This is a genomic window from Cupriavidus alkaliphilus (genome assembly GCF_014191175.1).
Lineage (GTDB): Bacteria > Pseudomonadota > Gammaproteobacteria > Burkholderiales > Burkholderiaceae > Cupriavidus > Cupriavidus alkaliphilus.
Window position 1 is genome coordinate 128,210 of sequence record NZ_JACHWE010000007.1, and the last position, 14,229, is coordinate 142,438.

The 14,229-nt window shown below is 68.4% G+C and carries 14 protein-coding genes; 7 read left to right on the forward strand and 7 right to left on the reverse strand.

Annotated features, from left to right (window positions below):
• Positions 1-7 precede the first annotated feature (7 nt).
• From FHX60_RS21930 to FHX60_RS21945, 4 genes are all read left to right on the forward strand, one after another.
• Positions 8-487, forward strand: coding sequence for a hotdog family protein (locus FHX60_RS21930; protein WP_183284615.1), 480 nt, complete (start codon positions 8-10; stop codon positions 485-487).
• Positions 480-1,256, forward strand: a complete 777-nt coding sequence (locus FHX60_RS21935; protein ID WP_112776411.1) for a crotonase/enoyl-CoA hydratase family protein — start codon at positions 480-482, stop codon at positions 1,254-1,256. Before FHX60_RS21930 ends, FHX60_RS21935 begins: the two co-directional genes overlap by 8 nt.
• A 49-nt stretch (positions 1,257-1,305) precedes the next feature.
• Complete coding sequence (locus FHX60_RS21940; RefSeq protein ID WP_183284616.1) at positions 1,306-2,286, forward strand: tripartite tricarboxylate transporter substrate binding protein; 981 nt, start codon at positions 1,306-1,308, stop codon at positions 2,284-2,286.
• A 91-nt stretch (positions 2,287-2,377) separates the two neighbouring features.
• Positions 2,378-3,343, forward strand: a complete 966-nt coding sequence (locus FHX60_RS21945) for a Bug family tripartite tricarboxylate transporter substrate binding protein (RefSeq protein ID WP_112776413.1) — start codon at positions 2,378-2,380, stop codon at positions 3,341-3,343.
• Between the two features lie 4 nt (positions 3,344-3,347).
• Here the strand turns inward: FHX60_RS21945 and FHX60_RS21950 are convergent, their stop codons facing one another.
• Positions 3,348-4,250, reverse strand: coding sequence for a LysR family transcriptional regulator (locus FHX60_RS21950; RefSeq protein WP_183284617.1), 903 nt, complete (start codon positions 4,248-4,250; stop codon positions 3,348-3,350).
• A 197-nt stretch (positions 4,251-4,447) separates the two neighbouring features.
• On the opposite strand from FHX60_RS21950, the gene FHX60_RS21955 reads away from it, so the two are divergent.
• Genes FHX60_RS21955 through FHX60_RS21965 form a run of 3 tightly spaced genes read left to right on the forward strand, consistent with a single transcriptional unit; the run spans position 4,448 to position 7,796 of the window.
• A complete protein-coding gene (locus FHX60_RS21955; protein ID WP_183284691.1) occupies positions 4,448-5,596 on the forward strand; it encodes an acyl-CoA dehydrogenase family protein in 1,149 nt (382 codons plus the stop codon).
• 14 nt (positions 5,597-5,610) lie between these two features.
• Entirely contained in the window at positions 5,611-6,645 is a 1,035-nt protein-coding gene (locus FHX60_RS21960) for an acyl-CoA dehydrogenase family protein (protein ID WP_183284618.1), read from the forward strand.
• Positions 6,642-7,796: a CaiB/BaiF CoA transferase family protein gene (locus tag FHX60_RS21965; RefSeq protein ID WP_183284619.1), complete on the forward strand. Its 1,155-nt coding sequence runs from the start codon at positions 6,642-6,644 to the stop codon at positions 7,794-7,796. Before FHX60_RS21960 ends, FHX60_RS21965 begins: the two co-directional genes overlap by 4 nt.
• A 52-nt stretch (positions 7,797-7,848) precedes the next feature.
• On the opposite strand, the gene FHX60_RS21970 is transcribed toward FHX60_RS21965, so the two are convergent.
• From FHX60_RS21970 to FHX60_RS21995, 6 genes are all read right to left on the reverse strand, one after another.
• A complete protein-coding gene (locus tag FHX60_RS21970) occupies positions 7,849-9,432 on the reverse strand; it encodes an acyl-CoA synthetase (RefSeq protein WP_183284620.1) in 1,584 nt (527 codons plus the stop codon).
• Positions 9,433-9,546: 114 nt separating this feature from the next.
• On the reverse strand, positions 9,547-10,698 hold the full coding sequence (locus tag FHX60_RS21975) for a thiolase C-terminal domain-containing protein (protein ID WP_183284621.1): 1,152 nt from the start codon (positions 10,696-10,698) through the stop codon (positions 9,547-9,549).
• Positions 10,695-11,129 carry a Zn-ribbon domain-containing OB-fold protein gene (locus FHX60_RS21980; protein ID WP_260164412.1) on the reverse strand — a complete coding sequence of 145 codons (435 nt, stop codon included), beginning with the start codon at positions 11,127-11,129 and terminating at the stop codon, positions 10,695-10,697. Before FHX60_RS21980 ends, FHX60_RS21975 begins: the two co-directional genes overlap by 4 nt.
• Positions 11,126-12,079 (reverse strand): SDR family oxidoreductase, encoded by a 954-nt coding sequence (locus tag FHX60_RS21985; RefSeq protein WP_112776418.1) that lies wholly within the window; start codon positions 12,077-12,079, stop codon positions 11,126-11,128. The genes FHX60_RS21980 and FHX60_RS21985 overlap by 4 nt, the downstream gene beginning before the upstream one ends.
• 38 nt (positions 12,080-12,117) lie before the next feature.
• Positions 12,118-13,098, reverse strand: coding sequence for a Bug family tripartite tricarboxylate transporter substrate binding protein (locus FHX60_RS21990; RefSeq protein WP_183284622.1), 981 nt, complete (start codon positions 13,096-13,098; stop codon positions 12,118-12,120).
• Between the two features lie 133 nt (positions 13,099-13,231).
• Positions 13,232-14,170, reverse strand: a complete 939-nt coding sequence (locus tag FHX60_RS21995) for a helix-turn-helix domain-containing protein (protein WP_183284623.1) — start codon at positions 14,168-14,170, stop codon at positions 13,232-13,234.
• Positions 14,171-14,229 lie beyond the last annotated feature (59 nt).

Genomic DNA, 14,229 nt, shown 5'->3' on the forward strand with positions numbered 1-14,229 from the left:
GGCCGCCATGATCGTGCTCAACACGGGCTTGTTCTGGGACGACCTTGCCGCCGGTACGCGATTCCGGTCGCGCAGCCGCACCATTACCGAGGCCGACCTGGTCAGCTTCGTCAACCTGAGCTGGCTCAATGAAGAGCTGTTCACCAACGCGGGCGACCGCTCGGACATGGCGATTCCGGGGCGCGTCGTGCCGGCGGCGTTGTTGTACGCCTGCGCCGAAGGCCTGGTCACGCCATCGATGCAGGGCACGGGCCTCGCGTTCCTGAACGCCAGCCTGGACGTCAGCGCGCCGACCTTCGTCGGCGACACCATTCGTGTCGAATGCGAGGTGGTAGAGCACCGTGCCACCTCCAGGCCGGGGCGGGGGCTGGTGCGTACCCGCAACGCCGTGGTCAACCAGCATGGCCAGACCGTGCTGACCTATTCACCCCTGCGCCTGATGCGCATGAAACACGCCGTACCGGCACAAGGATCCCGCCATGAGTGAATTCCTGAAGTTCGAAAAGATCGGGCACGTGGCCGTGGCCACCATGAACCGTCCCCAGACGCGCAATGCCTTGTCCGATGCGGACGCGATCGCCGGGCTGGTGGCCATGTGCGAGGCAGTCAACCGCGACCTCTCGGTGCGCGTGCTGGTGCTGACCGGCGCCGGGCCGGCCTTTTCGTCGGGCGGCAACCTGAAGACGCTGCGCGACTCGGTCGGCACCGGGCTCGGCGAGCCGGCGCAGAGCCGCTACGCCTATCGCGACGGCATCCAGCGGGTGCCGCTGGCGCTGTACGAGCTCGAGGTCCCGACCATTGCCGCGGTCAACGGGCCCGCCTATGGCGCCGGCAATGACCTGGCCTGCATGTGCGACATCCGCATCGCCTCGGAGACAGCGGTGTTTGCCGAGAGCTTCGTCAAGCTTGGCCTGTTGCCCGGCGATGGCGGGGCCTGGCTGCTGCCGCGCGCGGTGGGCATGTCGCGCGCCTGTGAGATGTCGTTTACCGGCGAACCTGTCGATGCGCAGCAGGCCCTGGCGTGGGGACTGGTATCCAGCGTGGTGCCGGCGGATGAACTGATGCCGGCCGCGCTGGCGCTGGCGCAGCGTATCGCCGCCAACCCGGCCCACGCACTGCGCATGACCAAGCGGCTGTTGCGTGAAGGGCAGCATACCCGTTTGTCGTCGTTGCTCGAGATGTCTGCCGGCTTCCAGGCGCTGGCGCACCACACCGCGGAGCATGAGGCCGCGCTCGACGGGTTTCTCCGGCGCTGACGCCGGAGCCATGTGGAACCGATGTGGAACAACAGAACAGGAGGAGACCATGACAACGAACCGCCGCCAGGCGCTCGCCATGCTGGGCGCCATGGCCGCGCTGCCACTGGCGCGCGCCGCGCAACTGCCGCAGGGGTGGCCATCGAAGCCGGTGCGGCTGGTGCTGCCGTATGCCGCCGGCGGGCCCACTGACGTCGTGGCGCGCGCGCTTGCGCTGAAGATGGCACAGCAGCTGGGCCAGCCGGTGTTGGTGGAAAACCGGGTCGGAGCCAGCGGCAACATCGCCTGCGAGCTGGTGGCGAAGGCGCCCGCCGATGGTTATACCGTGCTTTACCATTCGTCCGGCTTTGCGATCAGCCCGGCGCTGTACCAGCGGCTGCCGTATGATCCGCTGCGTGACTTCCGGCCGGTTGCCCTGACCGCGACGATTCCAGCGGTGCTGATGGTCAATCCGTCGCTGCCGGTCACGACGATCGCCGAGTTCGAGCAGTATCTGAAGGCGAATCCCGGAAAGCTGTCCTATGGCACCGGGGGCGTCGGCAACATCACGCATCTGGCCGTGGCGCTGCTGCTGCAAGCCCGTGGCCTGCAGGCCAACCACATTCCCTACAAGGGCACCGCGCCGGCCATGACCGACCTGATCGGCGGCCGTACGCAATTCATGCTGGATGCGGTCAGTTCAGCGTTGCCGTTCATCCGTGATGGCCGGGCCCGGGCGCTTGCCCTCACCAGCGAGCGTCGGGTTGCGGCGCTGCCCGACGTGCCGACGCTCGCCGAGAGCCTGATGCCGGGTTTTGCCGCGCCCACCTGGCACGGCATGCTGGTGCCGGCGCAGACGCCCGTGGCGATGATCCAGCGGCTGAACCAGGCGGCGAATGCCGCGGTGGACGACGCCGGGCTGCGCAGCCAGTTTGCGCCGCAAGGGGTCGAGCTTCACCACTCGACGCCAGAACGCTTTGCCGCATACTTGCGGTCGGAAACAGCGCGATGGAGCGGCGCCGCACGCGCCGCAGGGATCGAACCCGAATGACAGGAGCCACCCGCACGGCCAGGCTCGCGGCCGTCAGCCGGTAGCCCGCAATCCCATTACAGTGCACCAAAGCACGAAGCACGGAGACAACATGAAACGACTACGCGTTGGCCATTGCCTGGCTGCCATCCTGTTGATGCTGGGTGCCGGTACCGCCGCGGCCCAGTACCCGGAGCGGGCAGTCAAGATCATTGTCTCGCTGCCGCCGGGTAGCGGGGCGGACACCACGGCGCGCTATATCGGCCAGCACCTGAGCCAGAAGTTCGGCCAACCCTTCGTGGTGGAGAACAAGCCAGGGGCGAACAGCTTCATTGCGGCCAAGCAGGTTGCAGAGGCCGTGCCGGATGGCTATACATTGTTTGTCGCCAGCAATTCGCCGATGGTCACCAATGCGGCCGTGTTCAAGAGCCTGCCGTATGACCCGATCAAGGATTTCGCCCCGGTAGCCCGCATCGCGCGCTTCCCGATGGTGCTGGCGGTGCCGGCCAATTCTCCGTACAAGACGCTCGACAGCCTCGTTGACGCCGCGCGCAAGGCGCCGGGCAAGCTTAACTACGCCAGCGGCACGCCGACCTACCAGGTGGCCCTGGAACTGTTCCACGAAAGCCGCGGCATCCGCGCCACGCCGATTCCGTACAAGGGCACCTCGCTCGCCATGGCCGACCTGGCCGCGGGTAGCGTGGACTACACCATGGCCGAAGTCAGCGCGGTGATGCCGCTGGTCCGCGGCGGCAAGGTGCGCGCGCTGGCGGTCAGCAGCCCGGAACGGCTCAAGGACCTGCCCGGCGTGCCGACCATCGCGGAGGCGGGCAGCAAGGGCTACGAGACCTTCGCGTGGACCGGCGTGTTCCTGCCCGCCAAGGCGCCGCAGGCCGTGGTGGACAAGTTGTCGCAGGCCGTGCGCGAACTGCTGATGACCCAGGAAAGCACGCGTTTCATCGAGACCCTGGGCGGCAGCGTGTTCCCGGGCGGCCCGCAGCAACTGCGCGACTTCCAGCTGAGCGAGATCGATCGTACCCGGCGCATCGTCAAGACCGCGGGCATCCACCAGGAGTAGGCCTTCAGTCCGGCGCGGCCGGCACCAGCGTGCGGGCCAAGGCGATGAAGTTGGCGGCGGTGGCGGTCACCGCGTCGGGCAGTGTTGCCAGCGCGATGCCCACGGCCTGGCGTGCCGGCCAGTCGGTCAGCGGCAGCAGGCGCACGCCGTCGCCGCTGTACCTGAGCGCCGCGCCGGGCACCAGCGCCACGCCAAGTCCGCTCTCCACCAGGCTCAGGATGGTCTGCACCTGCACCGCGTGCTGGGCAATGCGGGGTTTGACGCCTACCTCGTGCAGCGCATGGGTGATCAGCGTGTACATTGACGGCACCATGGCGCGCGAATACATGATGAAGGGCTCGTCGGCCAGCGAGGCGAGCGCCACCTCCGCTCGAGCGGCCAGCGGCGAGTCGGCGCTGACGGCCAGCATGAAGTTGTCGTGCTGAAGCAGCGTCAGCTGCGCGTCCGTGGGCTCCAATACCGGGTAGCGCACCAGCGCCACGTCCAGCGAATGGTGTTCCAGCCGCCGCAGCAGCTCCGCGGTGGTGGATTCCTCGATCGTCAGGTCCACGCCCGGATATTGCCGCCGATAGCTGCGGATCAGCTGCGGCATCATCGAGTACGTTGCCGAGCCGACAAAGCCAAGTCGCAGCAGCCCCTGCTCGCCGGCTTCGCCTTCCCGCGCGGCGCGGCGCAGCTCTTCCGAATAGAACAGCGCACGGCGCGCATTGCGCAGCACGACTTCACCCGCCGGGGTCAGGCGCAGGCCGGTGGGTAGCCGGTCGAACAAGGTCACGCCGAGTTCTTCCTCCAGCTTGCGGATGGAAGTGGAAAGCGGCGGCTGTGCCATGTGCAGGCGTTCGGCGGCACGGTGGAAGTTCAGCGTTTCAGCCAGGACCAGGACCTGCTTGAGTTGACGAAGCTCCATGGGGGCAAGGGCGGCAACGCGCCTGGGCAACGGGTCGGCACCGGCTGCCGCGCCGGCGCAATACGTAGGACATATCGGGCGGTCTCTATCCGGTATTGGACGGACGCCGCGATGGAACCATAAATTATGCCATCCGACGGCGCGTTGCCGCGGCCCGTCGGATTAACCGCTGACTTTCCGGAGCTACCTTGACCTTCATGCTTCCCACGCCCGGCCTCACCGCGATCCCGCCCGAGGACGAGGCCCTGCGCGCGCCCGTGCGGGCGTTCCTGCAAGCGGCCATGCGCGGCATCGGCCCCGAGGCCCGCGCGCGCGCGTGGCTCGGCTTTGACGCGGACTTCAGCAGAGCCCTGGCGCAGCAGGGATGGATCGGGCTTACGCTGCCGCGCGCGTATGGCGGCGGCGGGCGCAGCGGCTTTGCGCGCTTCGTGCTGCTGGAAGAGTTGCTGACGGCGGGCGCACCGGTGTCGGCGCACTGGATCGCGGACCGGCAGACCGCGCCGCTGATCCTGCGCTATGGCACGCCGGCTCAGCGCGATTTCTACGTGCCCCGCATCATCCGCGGCGAGGCCTTCTTCTGCATCGGTATGAGCGAACCCGACACCGGCTCGGACCTGGCCAGCGTGCGCACGCGCGCCACGCGCAACGCCGGCGGCTGGCTGCTCAACGGGCGCAAGATCTGGACCACCAACGCGCACCGCTCGCACTATATGTGCGCGCTGGTGCGGACTTCCGGCACGCCCGAGGACCGCCACCAGGGCCTGTCGCAGGTGATCGTCGACCTGTCGCTGCCTGGCATCACGGTCCGCCCGATCCGGGATGTGGCTGGCGACGCGCATTTCTGCGAGGTCTTGTTCGAGGATGTGCAGTTGCCCGCTGACGCGCTGATCGGCGAGGAAGGCTCCGGCTGGAAGCAGGTGACCGCGGAACTGGCTTTCGAGCGCAGCGGGCCGGAGCGCATCTATTCCAGCCTGGTGCTGGCCGAGGCCTGGCTGGGCGAGTTGCGCGCAGCCGGCGCGGTCTCGGCCGCCGCAACCGAGGCAGCCGGACGCATCGCCGGCAACCTGGCGGTGCTGCGCGCGATGTCGCTCGCGGTGGCGGACCAGCTCGACAAGGGCCTGAACCCCGAGTTCGATGCCGCGCTGGTGAAGGATCTCGGCACCGAGTTCGAACAAGCGCTGCCGGGCTGGATCCAGGCCGCACTGGAGCGCGACGGACGCGCCGCTTCACCGGGGCTGGCGCGCACGCTGGCCTATGTCAACCAGATTGCCCCGAGCTATTCGCTGCGCGGCGGCACGCGGCAGATCCTGCGAGGCATCATCGCCCGCAGCCTCGGTCTTCGCTGATAGGCAGATTCTTCATGAACGATTCCCTGCTGGACGGGTTCGAGCGGCCCCTGCTCACGCTCTGCAACGACGAACAACTGCGCCGCGCCGAAGCGGGCGAGGGCGCGGCCGAACTGTGGGCGCGCATCGATGCGCTGGGCTACACCGATGCACTGGTGCCCGAACCACACGGCGGCGCCGGGCTGGCGCTGTCCGACCTGTTCCCGCTCGCCGTTGCCGCGGGCCGCGCCGGACTGCCGCTGCCATTCGCGGAGACCGCGGTGGCGCGCGCGGTCCTTGCTGACGCTGGCGTTGACGCGGGCCGCGGTTGCATCGCCATCGCACCGGCGCAGACCGATGCAGCGGGCGGCATTACCTGTCGAGACGTGCCGGGCGCGGCGGTGGCCACCTCGGTGCTGGTCAGCCACAACGGTCACTGGCTGCTGATGCCGCGAGAAGGCGCCCGGTGCGAGCCCGGGGTTTATCGACCGCAGTTGTCGGCATCGCTGCATTGGGCCGGCACGGACGCGGGAGTGGCGCGCATCGCCGCGCCGGGCGCCGATGCCGAGACGATCTGCAATGCGCTGCACGCGGCCGGCATGGCCGGTGCCATGGCACGCATCCAGGCGCTCTGCGTGGCGTACGCCGTTGACCGTCGCCAGTTCGGGCGCGCCATCGGCCAGTTCCAGGCGGTGCAGCAGGAACTGAGCGTGCTGGCCGAACAGGTCGTCGCCGCAGCGCTGGCGGCACGGCTGGGATGTGCGGCCAGCAACGGGTATCTGCCCGACCCGCTGCTCGCCGCCACGGCGAAGATGCGGTGCGCCGGCGCCGCGGCACGTGTGGCCGCCATCGCGCACGCCGTGCACGGTGCCATCGGCATGACGGAAGAGCACGTGCTGGGGCTGTTCACGCGTCGCCTGCACGAATGGCGCGCTGCGCCGGGTGCGGAAAACCGATGCGCCGCGCGCCTGGGCAGCGCGTTGCTGGCCGATGCCGCGCCGTCGCTGTTCGACTTCGTGCGCACGCGGCTGGTGGCAGGGCGGCCGTCGATGGCAGTGGAGGCCATATGACCGGCTCCACCGTGCCACGACGCAAGCAGGGTCCCCTGGCGGGCGTGAAGATCGTAGAGCTGGCCGGCATCGGCCCCGGGCCCATGGCCGCCATGTTGCTTGCCGACATGGGCGCCGACGTCCTGCGCATCGAGCGCGAGACCCCGGTGGACCTGGGCGTGCCGAAGCCTCTGCGGTACAACCTGACGCTGCGCAACCGCAGGGTGATCGCGCTGGACCTGAAGCAACCGCAAGCCGTGCAGCGTGTGCTGCGGCTGGTCGCCGAGGCCGACGGGCTGATCGAAGGCTTCCGTCCCGGGGTGACCGAACGGCTGGGACTGGGGCCGGATCAATGCCTGGCTCGCAATTCCCGCCTGGTTTACGGCCGCATCACCGGCTGGGGCCAGCACGGGCCGCTGGCCCATGTGGCCGGCCATGACATCAACTACATTGCGCTGACCGGCGCGCTTGACGCCATCGGCCGCAACGGGGAGCCGCCCGCGGTCCCGCTCGCGCTGCTGGGGGACATGAGCGGCGGCGCCCTGTATCTGGCCATGGGCATGCTCGCGGCGCTTCTTGAAGCGCGCACGTCCGGGCAGGGGCAAGTGGTCGATGCCGCGATCGTCGATGGCACCGCCTCGATGGCGATGACGTTCTTCGGCCTGGCCGCCGCCGGCAAATGGCGTGCGCAGCGTGGCAGCAATATCCTGGATTCGGGCGCGCCGTTCTACGACGTCTACCAGTGCGCCGACGGCAAATGGATCTCGATCGGTCCGATCGAGGCGCGTTTCCACGCCGAACTGCTGCAGCGCATGGGCCTGCGCGCCGAGGCTATCGGCGGGCAGATGGACGAAGCCAGCTGGCCGCGCGCGCGGGCGGTGCTGGCGGCTGCATTCCGTACCCGCTCGCGCGCGGACTGGTGCGCGTTGCTGGAAGGCACCGACGTCTGCTTCGCGCCGGTGCTTTCCTTCGCCGAGGCCCCGGAGCATCCGCACCTGAAGGCGCGCGGCACCTTTGTGGAGGTCGATGGCGTGGTGCAGCCCGCGCCGGCGCCGCGCTTCAGCCGCACGCCCGCGGCCGAACCGACGCCGCCGCAGGCACCTGGCGATCTCGGCGAGGCCCTTGCCGGCTGGCTGGCACCGGACGAGATCGCCGCGTGGCAGCAGGGCTGAAAGCGCCGCCCAGCGTTCCCCTGCTGCGGGCGGCGCAGCGCGCCCTTGCCGGCTAATCCGCCCGCGGCTGCGCCGCGGCCGGGTTGGCGGCGCCGTAGCGCTCACGCAGCTGTTGCTTGTACAGCTTGCCGGTCGGCAGGCGCGGCATGCGGTCGATGAAATCGACCGAGCGCGGGATCATGTAGCGCGCCACCTTGCCGCGCAGGTAGGCAATGAGTTCCTCGCCCAGCGCGGGGCCGGGCTCGACCCCGGGCGCCGGCTCGATGATGGCCTTCACCTGCTCGCCCATCTCCGCGTCCGGTACGCCGATGACCGCGGCATCGCCCACCTTGTCATGGGCGACCAGCGCATCCTCGATCGCCTGCGGGTAGATGTTGACCCCGCCCGAGATGATCATGAAGGTCTTGCGGTCGGTCAGGTAGAGATAGCCTGCCTCGTCGACGTAGCCCATGTCACCCACCGCGGTCCAGTTGGGATGCCGCGGGTGGCGGGTGGCATCGGTCTTCTGTGGATCGTTGTGGTAGCGGAACGGCATGGCGTCCCGTTCGAAGTAAATCAGCCCCGGCTTGCCGGGCGGCAGTTCGTTGCCGTCGTCGTCGCAGATATGGATCGCGCCGACTGCGGCGCGGCCGACCGAGCCAGGGTGGGCCAGGTAGTCCGCGCTGTCGATCATGGTCAGCCCGCAGCCTTCGGTCGCGCCGTAGTACTCGTGGATGATGGGGCCCCACCATTCGATCATGCGCAGCTTGACGTCTGCCGGGCACGGCGCGGCGGCATGCACCGCCATGCGCAGGCTCGACAGGTCAAAGGCGTTGCGCTCGTGTTCCGCCAGCTTCAGGAGCCGCACGAACATGGTCGGAACCCACTGGCTATGCGTGACCTGGTAACGCTCGATCATGGCCAGCGATGCCAGCGCATCGAATTTCTCCATGAACACGACCGTGCCGCCGACCGCCTGGATCTGCAGCGCCCATGCCAGCGGCGCCGAATGGTAAAGCGGCGCGGTGGACAGGTACACCATGTCGCCGGAGAACCCATATTCCTGCAGCTGCCGGCGCCGGAACGGGTCCAGGTAGTCAGCCATGTCGTGCGACCACTGAGCGCGGACGATGCCCTTGGGGCGGCCCGTGGTACCGGAGCTGTACAGCATCAGCGCGCCCAGCGTTTCGGCTTCCAGGGGGTCCCCCGGCATGGCGTCGATGGCGCGCTCGTAGCTGTCCCAGCCATCGATGGTGCCATCGACCATCAGGCGCGCATGGCACTCGGGCATCAGCGTGGTCAGGCCTTCAGCCAGTTCGCGCATGGCGTACGAGCTGATGACCACCTTTGATTCGCTGTCCGTCACGATGTAGGCGGCTTCGGCCGGCGTCAGAAAGCGGTTCACCGGCGTGAGCAGCAGGCCGGAACGCAGCGCTGCCCAGCCGATTTCGAAGCACCGCATATTATTCTCGAGCACCATGGCGATATGGTCGCCGGGGCGCAGCCCCAGGGCACGCAGGTAGCGGGCCAGCTGGTTGGCGCGCCGGTCCAGGTCGCCGTACGAGAGCGTGAGCCCGTTGCCGCCATGGATGACGGCGGTCCGCCCGGGATGCCGTTGGGCGCGATCGCCCAGGTGGGTCCAGTTTTCGCTGTGCATCGGATGTCTCCTGTTTTTTTTGCGCGCGCACGGTGCCAGCGGCAGCGGGTGCGCCAGGCGGGGCGGCACCGTTGGCACCGTCCCGTCTTCTGCGCTGGCATGGCTTGCGGATGGCTACGGCAAGGCGTTGGCCAGCACCAGCGCGGCGGCAGCCGTGAACATGCCGCCCACGCCTTGCACGAAGCTGCACTGCACGTCCTCGACCTGCCGGAAGGCTTCGCCGCGCAGCTGGCGCACTGCCTCCAGGATGGCGAACATGCCATACATGCCGGTGTGGGTGTACAGGATGCCGCCGCCATTGGTATTCATCGGCAGCTTGCCGCCAGGCCGGGTATGGCCTTCCGCGATGAACGGCCCGGCTTCGCCACGCTCGACGAAGCCGAGATCGGCAAGGCCATAGAGCGGCAGGTGGGCAAAGGCATCATAGATCATCAGGTGGTCGATATCCGCATGGCTGAGACCTGACTCGGCAAACGCCTGCCGGCTCGAGAGGCGGAATGCCTTCGAGCTCGTCGTGTCGTCCATCATCGAGATCAGCGGACTGTCGCAGGCCTCGCCGGAGCCCAGCAGGTAGACCGGGCGGTCGGCCCGGCGCAGGTTGCGCGCACGTTCGGCGGTGGTGATCACCAGTGCACCGCCGCCATCCGTCACCACGCAGCATTCGAGCTTGTGGAACGGATAGGCAATCACTGGCGAGGCCATGACATCGCTTGCCGTCAGCAGCTTGTTGCGGCTGGCGCGCGGGTTGCCCTGGGCCCAATGGCTTTGCGCCACCACGACTTCGGCAAGGTGCTCATGCGTGGTGCCGGTCTCGTGCATGAAGCGCAGCGCAGGCAGCGTGAAGGTGTTCGGCGGCGCGCCGCTGCCGTACGGTAGCTCGAACTGCGCCAACATCGAGAACGGCGGTACCGAGCGCGGCGGCCAACCGACGCGCGAGCGCCCGGATTGCCCGTGCAGCACCAGCACGGTGTGGCACAGGCCGGCCCGGATGGCCGCGGCGGCATGCCGCACGTGAACCATGAACGAGCAACCGCCAACCGAAGTGCCGTCGTACCAGGCGGGGGTGATGCCCAGGTAGTGGGCTACGTCGATGGGGTTGTCCACGGCGCTGGTGATGCCATCGACGTCGGCCAGGGTGAGCCCGGCATCGGCCAGTGCTCGCCGTGCCGCGTCCGCGCGCAGGTCCATTTCCGACATGTGGGGCAGCGCGCCAAGCTCGGTTTCAGCGGCGCCGGCAATGGCAATGATCTGGTCCAGGCGGGTCATCGGGCAGCCTCCGCAGCGGGCTTGAACAGGGGCAGCATGACCTCGCCGCGCGGCTCGAACACGACCTGCAACGGCATGTCCAGCACCAGGTGCTTCGGGTCTGGCGGCACGCCGACAAGGTTGGTCATCATGCGGGGACCTTCTTCGAGTTCGACCACTGCGATGACGTAGGGCATGGCACCGGTCCAGCCTGGCATCGGCATGTGGTTGATCACATAGGAGTAGAGCCGCGCGCGTCCGCTGGCTCGCACCCACGATAGCGCTTCGGCACCACAGGCCGGGCAATGCGGGCGCGGATACAGCACGTGCGTGTCGCAGCAGTCGCACAACTGCAGCCGCAATTCGCCCGCCTGCGTGCCTTCCCAGAACGGGCGCGTGCCGGGCAGTGGCTGCGGCGCGGCGCCGCCAGCGCTTGCCATGGGCTGGCTCATGCGACGGCCTCCTTGCGGGCAGGAATCTCGCCCGAGATCAGGGCATTGGGCGCGGCGCGCGCCACCAGCGCCGGGATGTGGCTGGACAGTTCCTCGGGCAGCCAGCGGCCGTCCTTCTCGATGCGCGGGCCGGCGTGCCAGCCCTGCGCCACGGTGATGCTGCCGCCGCGCACACCGAACACGCGGCCGCTCACGCCGCTCGAACGGGTGCTGCCGAGCCATACCACCAGCGGCGCCACGTTGCCCGCGTCGAGCGGGTCGAAGCCGCCACCGGCCTGGGTTTGTTCCGCCTGTGCGGCCATGCCGTTCTGGCGGAACAGGTCCTCGGTCAGGCGGCTCATCGCGGTCGGGTAGATCACGTTGACGGTGGCGCCGTAGCGTTCCAGCTCGCGCGCGGCGACGATCGACATATTGGCGATGCCCGCCTTGGCCGCACCATAGTTGGTCTGCCCGACGATGCCGAACAGACCGGACGAGGAGCTGGTGTTGATTACGCGCGCGACCCGCGTGCGGCCCGCCTTGGCTTCATCGCGCCAGTAGGCGGCGGCATGGCGCATCGGCGCGAAGGTACCGCGCAGGTGGACCCGGATCACCGCGTCCCAGTCCTCTGCGGTCATATTGACAAGCGTGCGGTCGCGCAGGATGCCGGCGTTGTTGACCAGCACGTCGAGCGCGCCGAAGCGCTCGATGGCGGTCTGGATGAGTCGCTGCGCGCCGTCCCAGTCGGAGATGTCGTCCGTGTTGGCGACGGCCTGTCCGCCAAAGGCGCGGATCTCCTCCACCACGGCCTGCGCGGGGCCCGTTTGGGCACCGGCGCCATCCGGTGCCGCGCCCAGGTCGTTGACCACCACGCGCGCACCTGCGCGGGCGAACTGCAGCGCATACTCGCGCCCGATACCGCGGCCAGCGCCGGTGATGACGACTACGCGATCCTTGCAAATCTGGTTCATGAGCAATGTCTCCTGTACGGAAAGTGAAAAGGTGGGGCTTAGCGCTGCGCGTTCCGGATCGCATCGACAGCCCCGCGATAGCGGGCGGATTCGCGCGCGAGCTCCTGGTCGGCCTGGACGCCGCTGACGGGCATCGGCTCGGTACCGGAAAAGGTGGAAAGGAACTGCCGAAATGCCGGTGAATGGGTGATGGCAGCGACTTCCTGTTCCAGCCGCCGTACCACCGGGTCAGGGGTCTGGCGCCGCACGGCCAATGCCACCCAGACATAGAGTTCATAGCCGGCGAAGCCGCTTTCCTGCAATGTGGGGACCTCGGGCAGCCCTGCCAGGCGTTCCTTGGCCGTGCTGGCCAGCGCGCGCAGCTTGCCGGCGCGCACCAGCGGCATCGAAGCGCCTGCATCGAGCAGGCCCAGGTCGGCAGTGCCGCCGATCACGTCCGCCGAGGCCTGGGAAAACCCCTTGTAGCTCACCGCATTGAAAGCCAGCCCGCCCTGCTGCGCCAGCAGCATGCCCCCTATGCGGTAGGAGTTGCCGTAGTCGGCCAGGCTGACCGTACCGGGCTGCTGGCGTGCCTGCGCCATGGCCTGGCCCACGGAAACGAACGGCGTGCTGCGACCGGTCACCAGCAAGGCCGAGTTGCGGTACAGGAAGGACACCATGCGGAAGTCGCGCTGCAGGTCATAGTCAGCGGCCTTGTTGAGCAACGGCCCACTCAGCATGGACGGGCTTGCCAGCAGGATGCTGTAGCCATCTGCCGGCGCGTTGCGCACACTTTGCACGGCCACCAGGCCTTCGGCGCCCGGCCGGTTCTCGATGACCACGGGCTGTCCCAGCGCCGCGCCAAGCTTGTCGGCGACAAAGCGCGCGACAGCGTCACCGCTGCTGCCGGGGCCGATCAGCAGGACGATGCGCAATGGCCGCGAGGGAAATGCCTGTGCCTGGACGCCGCTCGCGGCGAATCCCCAGGCGACGATGATCACCATGAACCAGGCACGCAGAATTGGGTGTTTGGTCGGCATGCTGTTCTCCTCCAGGCTTCGTTGGCCAGGCGTATGCGATGTGGACCAGTATCGGCAGGGGCAGGCAGTGCGGGAATGGCCAACTTCTGCAAAATTGTTGGCCGATTCCTGCGGCCTTGCCGCCATGCCTGGCCTAAGGCCAAGGCCTCGCACCGCGGCGATACTGGCCTGGCGCGAGCCCGGTCCACTTCTTGAAAGCGCGGCAGAACGTGGCCGGCTCGGAGAAGCCCAGCGCCTGGGCAATGGCACTCACTGGAAGATCCGTGCATTCGAGATAGCGCACCGACTCGTCATGCCGCAAGGTGTCCTTGATGTCCTGGAAGCTGGTGCCCTCGCTGCGCAGCCTGCGGTTCAGCGTGGCCTCGGTCAGGTTCAGGCAATCGGCGACCGCCGCCAGAGAGATTGCGCCGAGCGGGAGCTGACGGGAAAGATGGGTGCGAACCTGGGCAGCGGTCGTCGCCGCTTCGCGGTGGCGGATCAGCAGGCTGTCAGGCGCGTCGCGCAGCAGGCTGCGCAAGCTGTCGCGCGTCTGCATGACCGGCAGGTCGAGCCAGCGGGCATCGAAGCTGAGCGAGGCCCGCGGCTGCGCATAGCGGCAATAGGTATTGAGCAGGCGCGGGGTTTCATCGCTGCCGATCACCGACGCATGGCTGCAGGCCAGCTCGCGCAACGGGAAGCGGCGCCCGGTCAGCCACCACGCCTGCTGAATGACATGGAACAGGAATACCGATTGTGCGATGCGGGGCAGCGGCCCTGCGCCGTCGTCAACCGGATTCAGCGTGACCGTGGCCAGCGTGCCGCCGGCATGCAAGCGGGCGTGCAGCTCCGGAGCCAGGCGGCGGTAGCAGGCCAGTCCAACCGTCAGCGCTTCGCGCAGGTTGCTGCAGTGGATCACGGCCCAGCAGGTGGCGGCAAAGGTGCCCGGTGGCACCGGACGGCTGCACAGGCCCCAGAGCTCGTCGCGCATCACGCGCTTGAGCGTGTTCAGCAGCGCGGCGTAGCGTGCCCGCGGGACGCGCCTGCTTTGCCCGGTGGGCGATGCAATGTCCGCGCGGCGCAGGATGCCGGCCACCTCATGGCCGCGCTCGCGCGCGCCACTGAGGATCCAGTCGACCATGCTGTCGGAAATCG

What these genes read in the sequence shown, in the direction of transcription:
- FHX60_RS21930 (WP_183284615.1), top strand. Translation starts at nt 8, where the DNA reads ATGATCGTGCTCAACACGGGCTTGTTCTGGGACGACCTTGCCGCCGGT.
- FHX60_RS21935 (WP_112776411.1), top strand. Translation starts at nt 480, where the DNA reads ATGAGTGAATTCCTGAAGTTCGAAAAGATCGGGCACGTGGCCGTGGCC.
- FHX60_RS21940 (WP_183284616.1), top strand. Translation starts at nt 1,306, where the DNA reads ATGACAACGAACCGCCGCCAGGCGCTCGCCATGCTGGGCGCCATGGCC.
- FHX60_RS21945 (WP_112776413.1), top strand. Translation starts at nt 2,378, where the DNA reads ATGAAACGACTACGCGTTGGCCATTGCCTGGCTGCCATCCTGTTGATG.
- FHX60_RS21950 (WP_183284617.1), bottom strand. Translation starts at nt 4,250, where the DNA reads ATGGAGCTTCGTCAACTCAAGCAGGTCCTGGTCCTGGCTGAAACGCTG.
- FHX60_RS21955 (WP_183284691.1), top strand. Translation starts at nt 4,448, where the DNA reads ATGCTTCCCACGCCCGGCCTCACCGCGATCCCGCCCGAGGACGAGGCC.
- FHX60_RS21960 (WP_183284618.1), top strand. Translation starts at nt 5,611, where the DNA reads ATGAACGATTCCCTGCTGGACGGGTTCGAGCGGCCCCTGCTCACGCTC.
- FHX60_RS21965 (WP_183284619.1), top strand. Translation starts at nt 6,642, where the DNA reads ATGACCGGCTCCACCGTGCCACGACGCAAGCAGGGTCCCCTGGCGGGC.
- FHX60_RS21970 (WP_183284620.1), bottom strand. Translation starts at nt 9,432, where the DNA reads ATGCACAGCGAAAACTGGACCCACCTGGGCGATCGCGCCCAACGGCAT.
- FHX60_RS21975 (WP_183284621.1), bottom strand. Translation starts at nt 10,698, where the DNA reads ATGACCCGCCTGGACCAGATCATTGCCATTGCCGGCGCCGCTGAAACC.
- FHX60_RS21980 (WP_260164412.1), bottom strand. Translation starts at nt 11,129, where the DNA reads ATGAGCCAGCCCATGGCAAGCGCTGGCGGCGCCGCGCCGCAGCCACTG.
- FHX60_RS21985 (WP_112776418.1), bottom strand. Translation starts at nt 12,079, where the DNA reads ATGAACCAGATTTGCAAGGATCGCGTAGTCGTCATCACCGGCGCTGGC.
- FHX60_RS21990 (WP_183284622.1), bottom strand. Translation starts at nt 13,098, where the DNA reads ATGCCGACCAAACACCCAATTCTGCGTGCCTGGTTCATGGTGATCATC.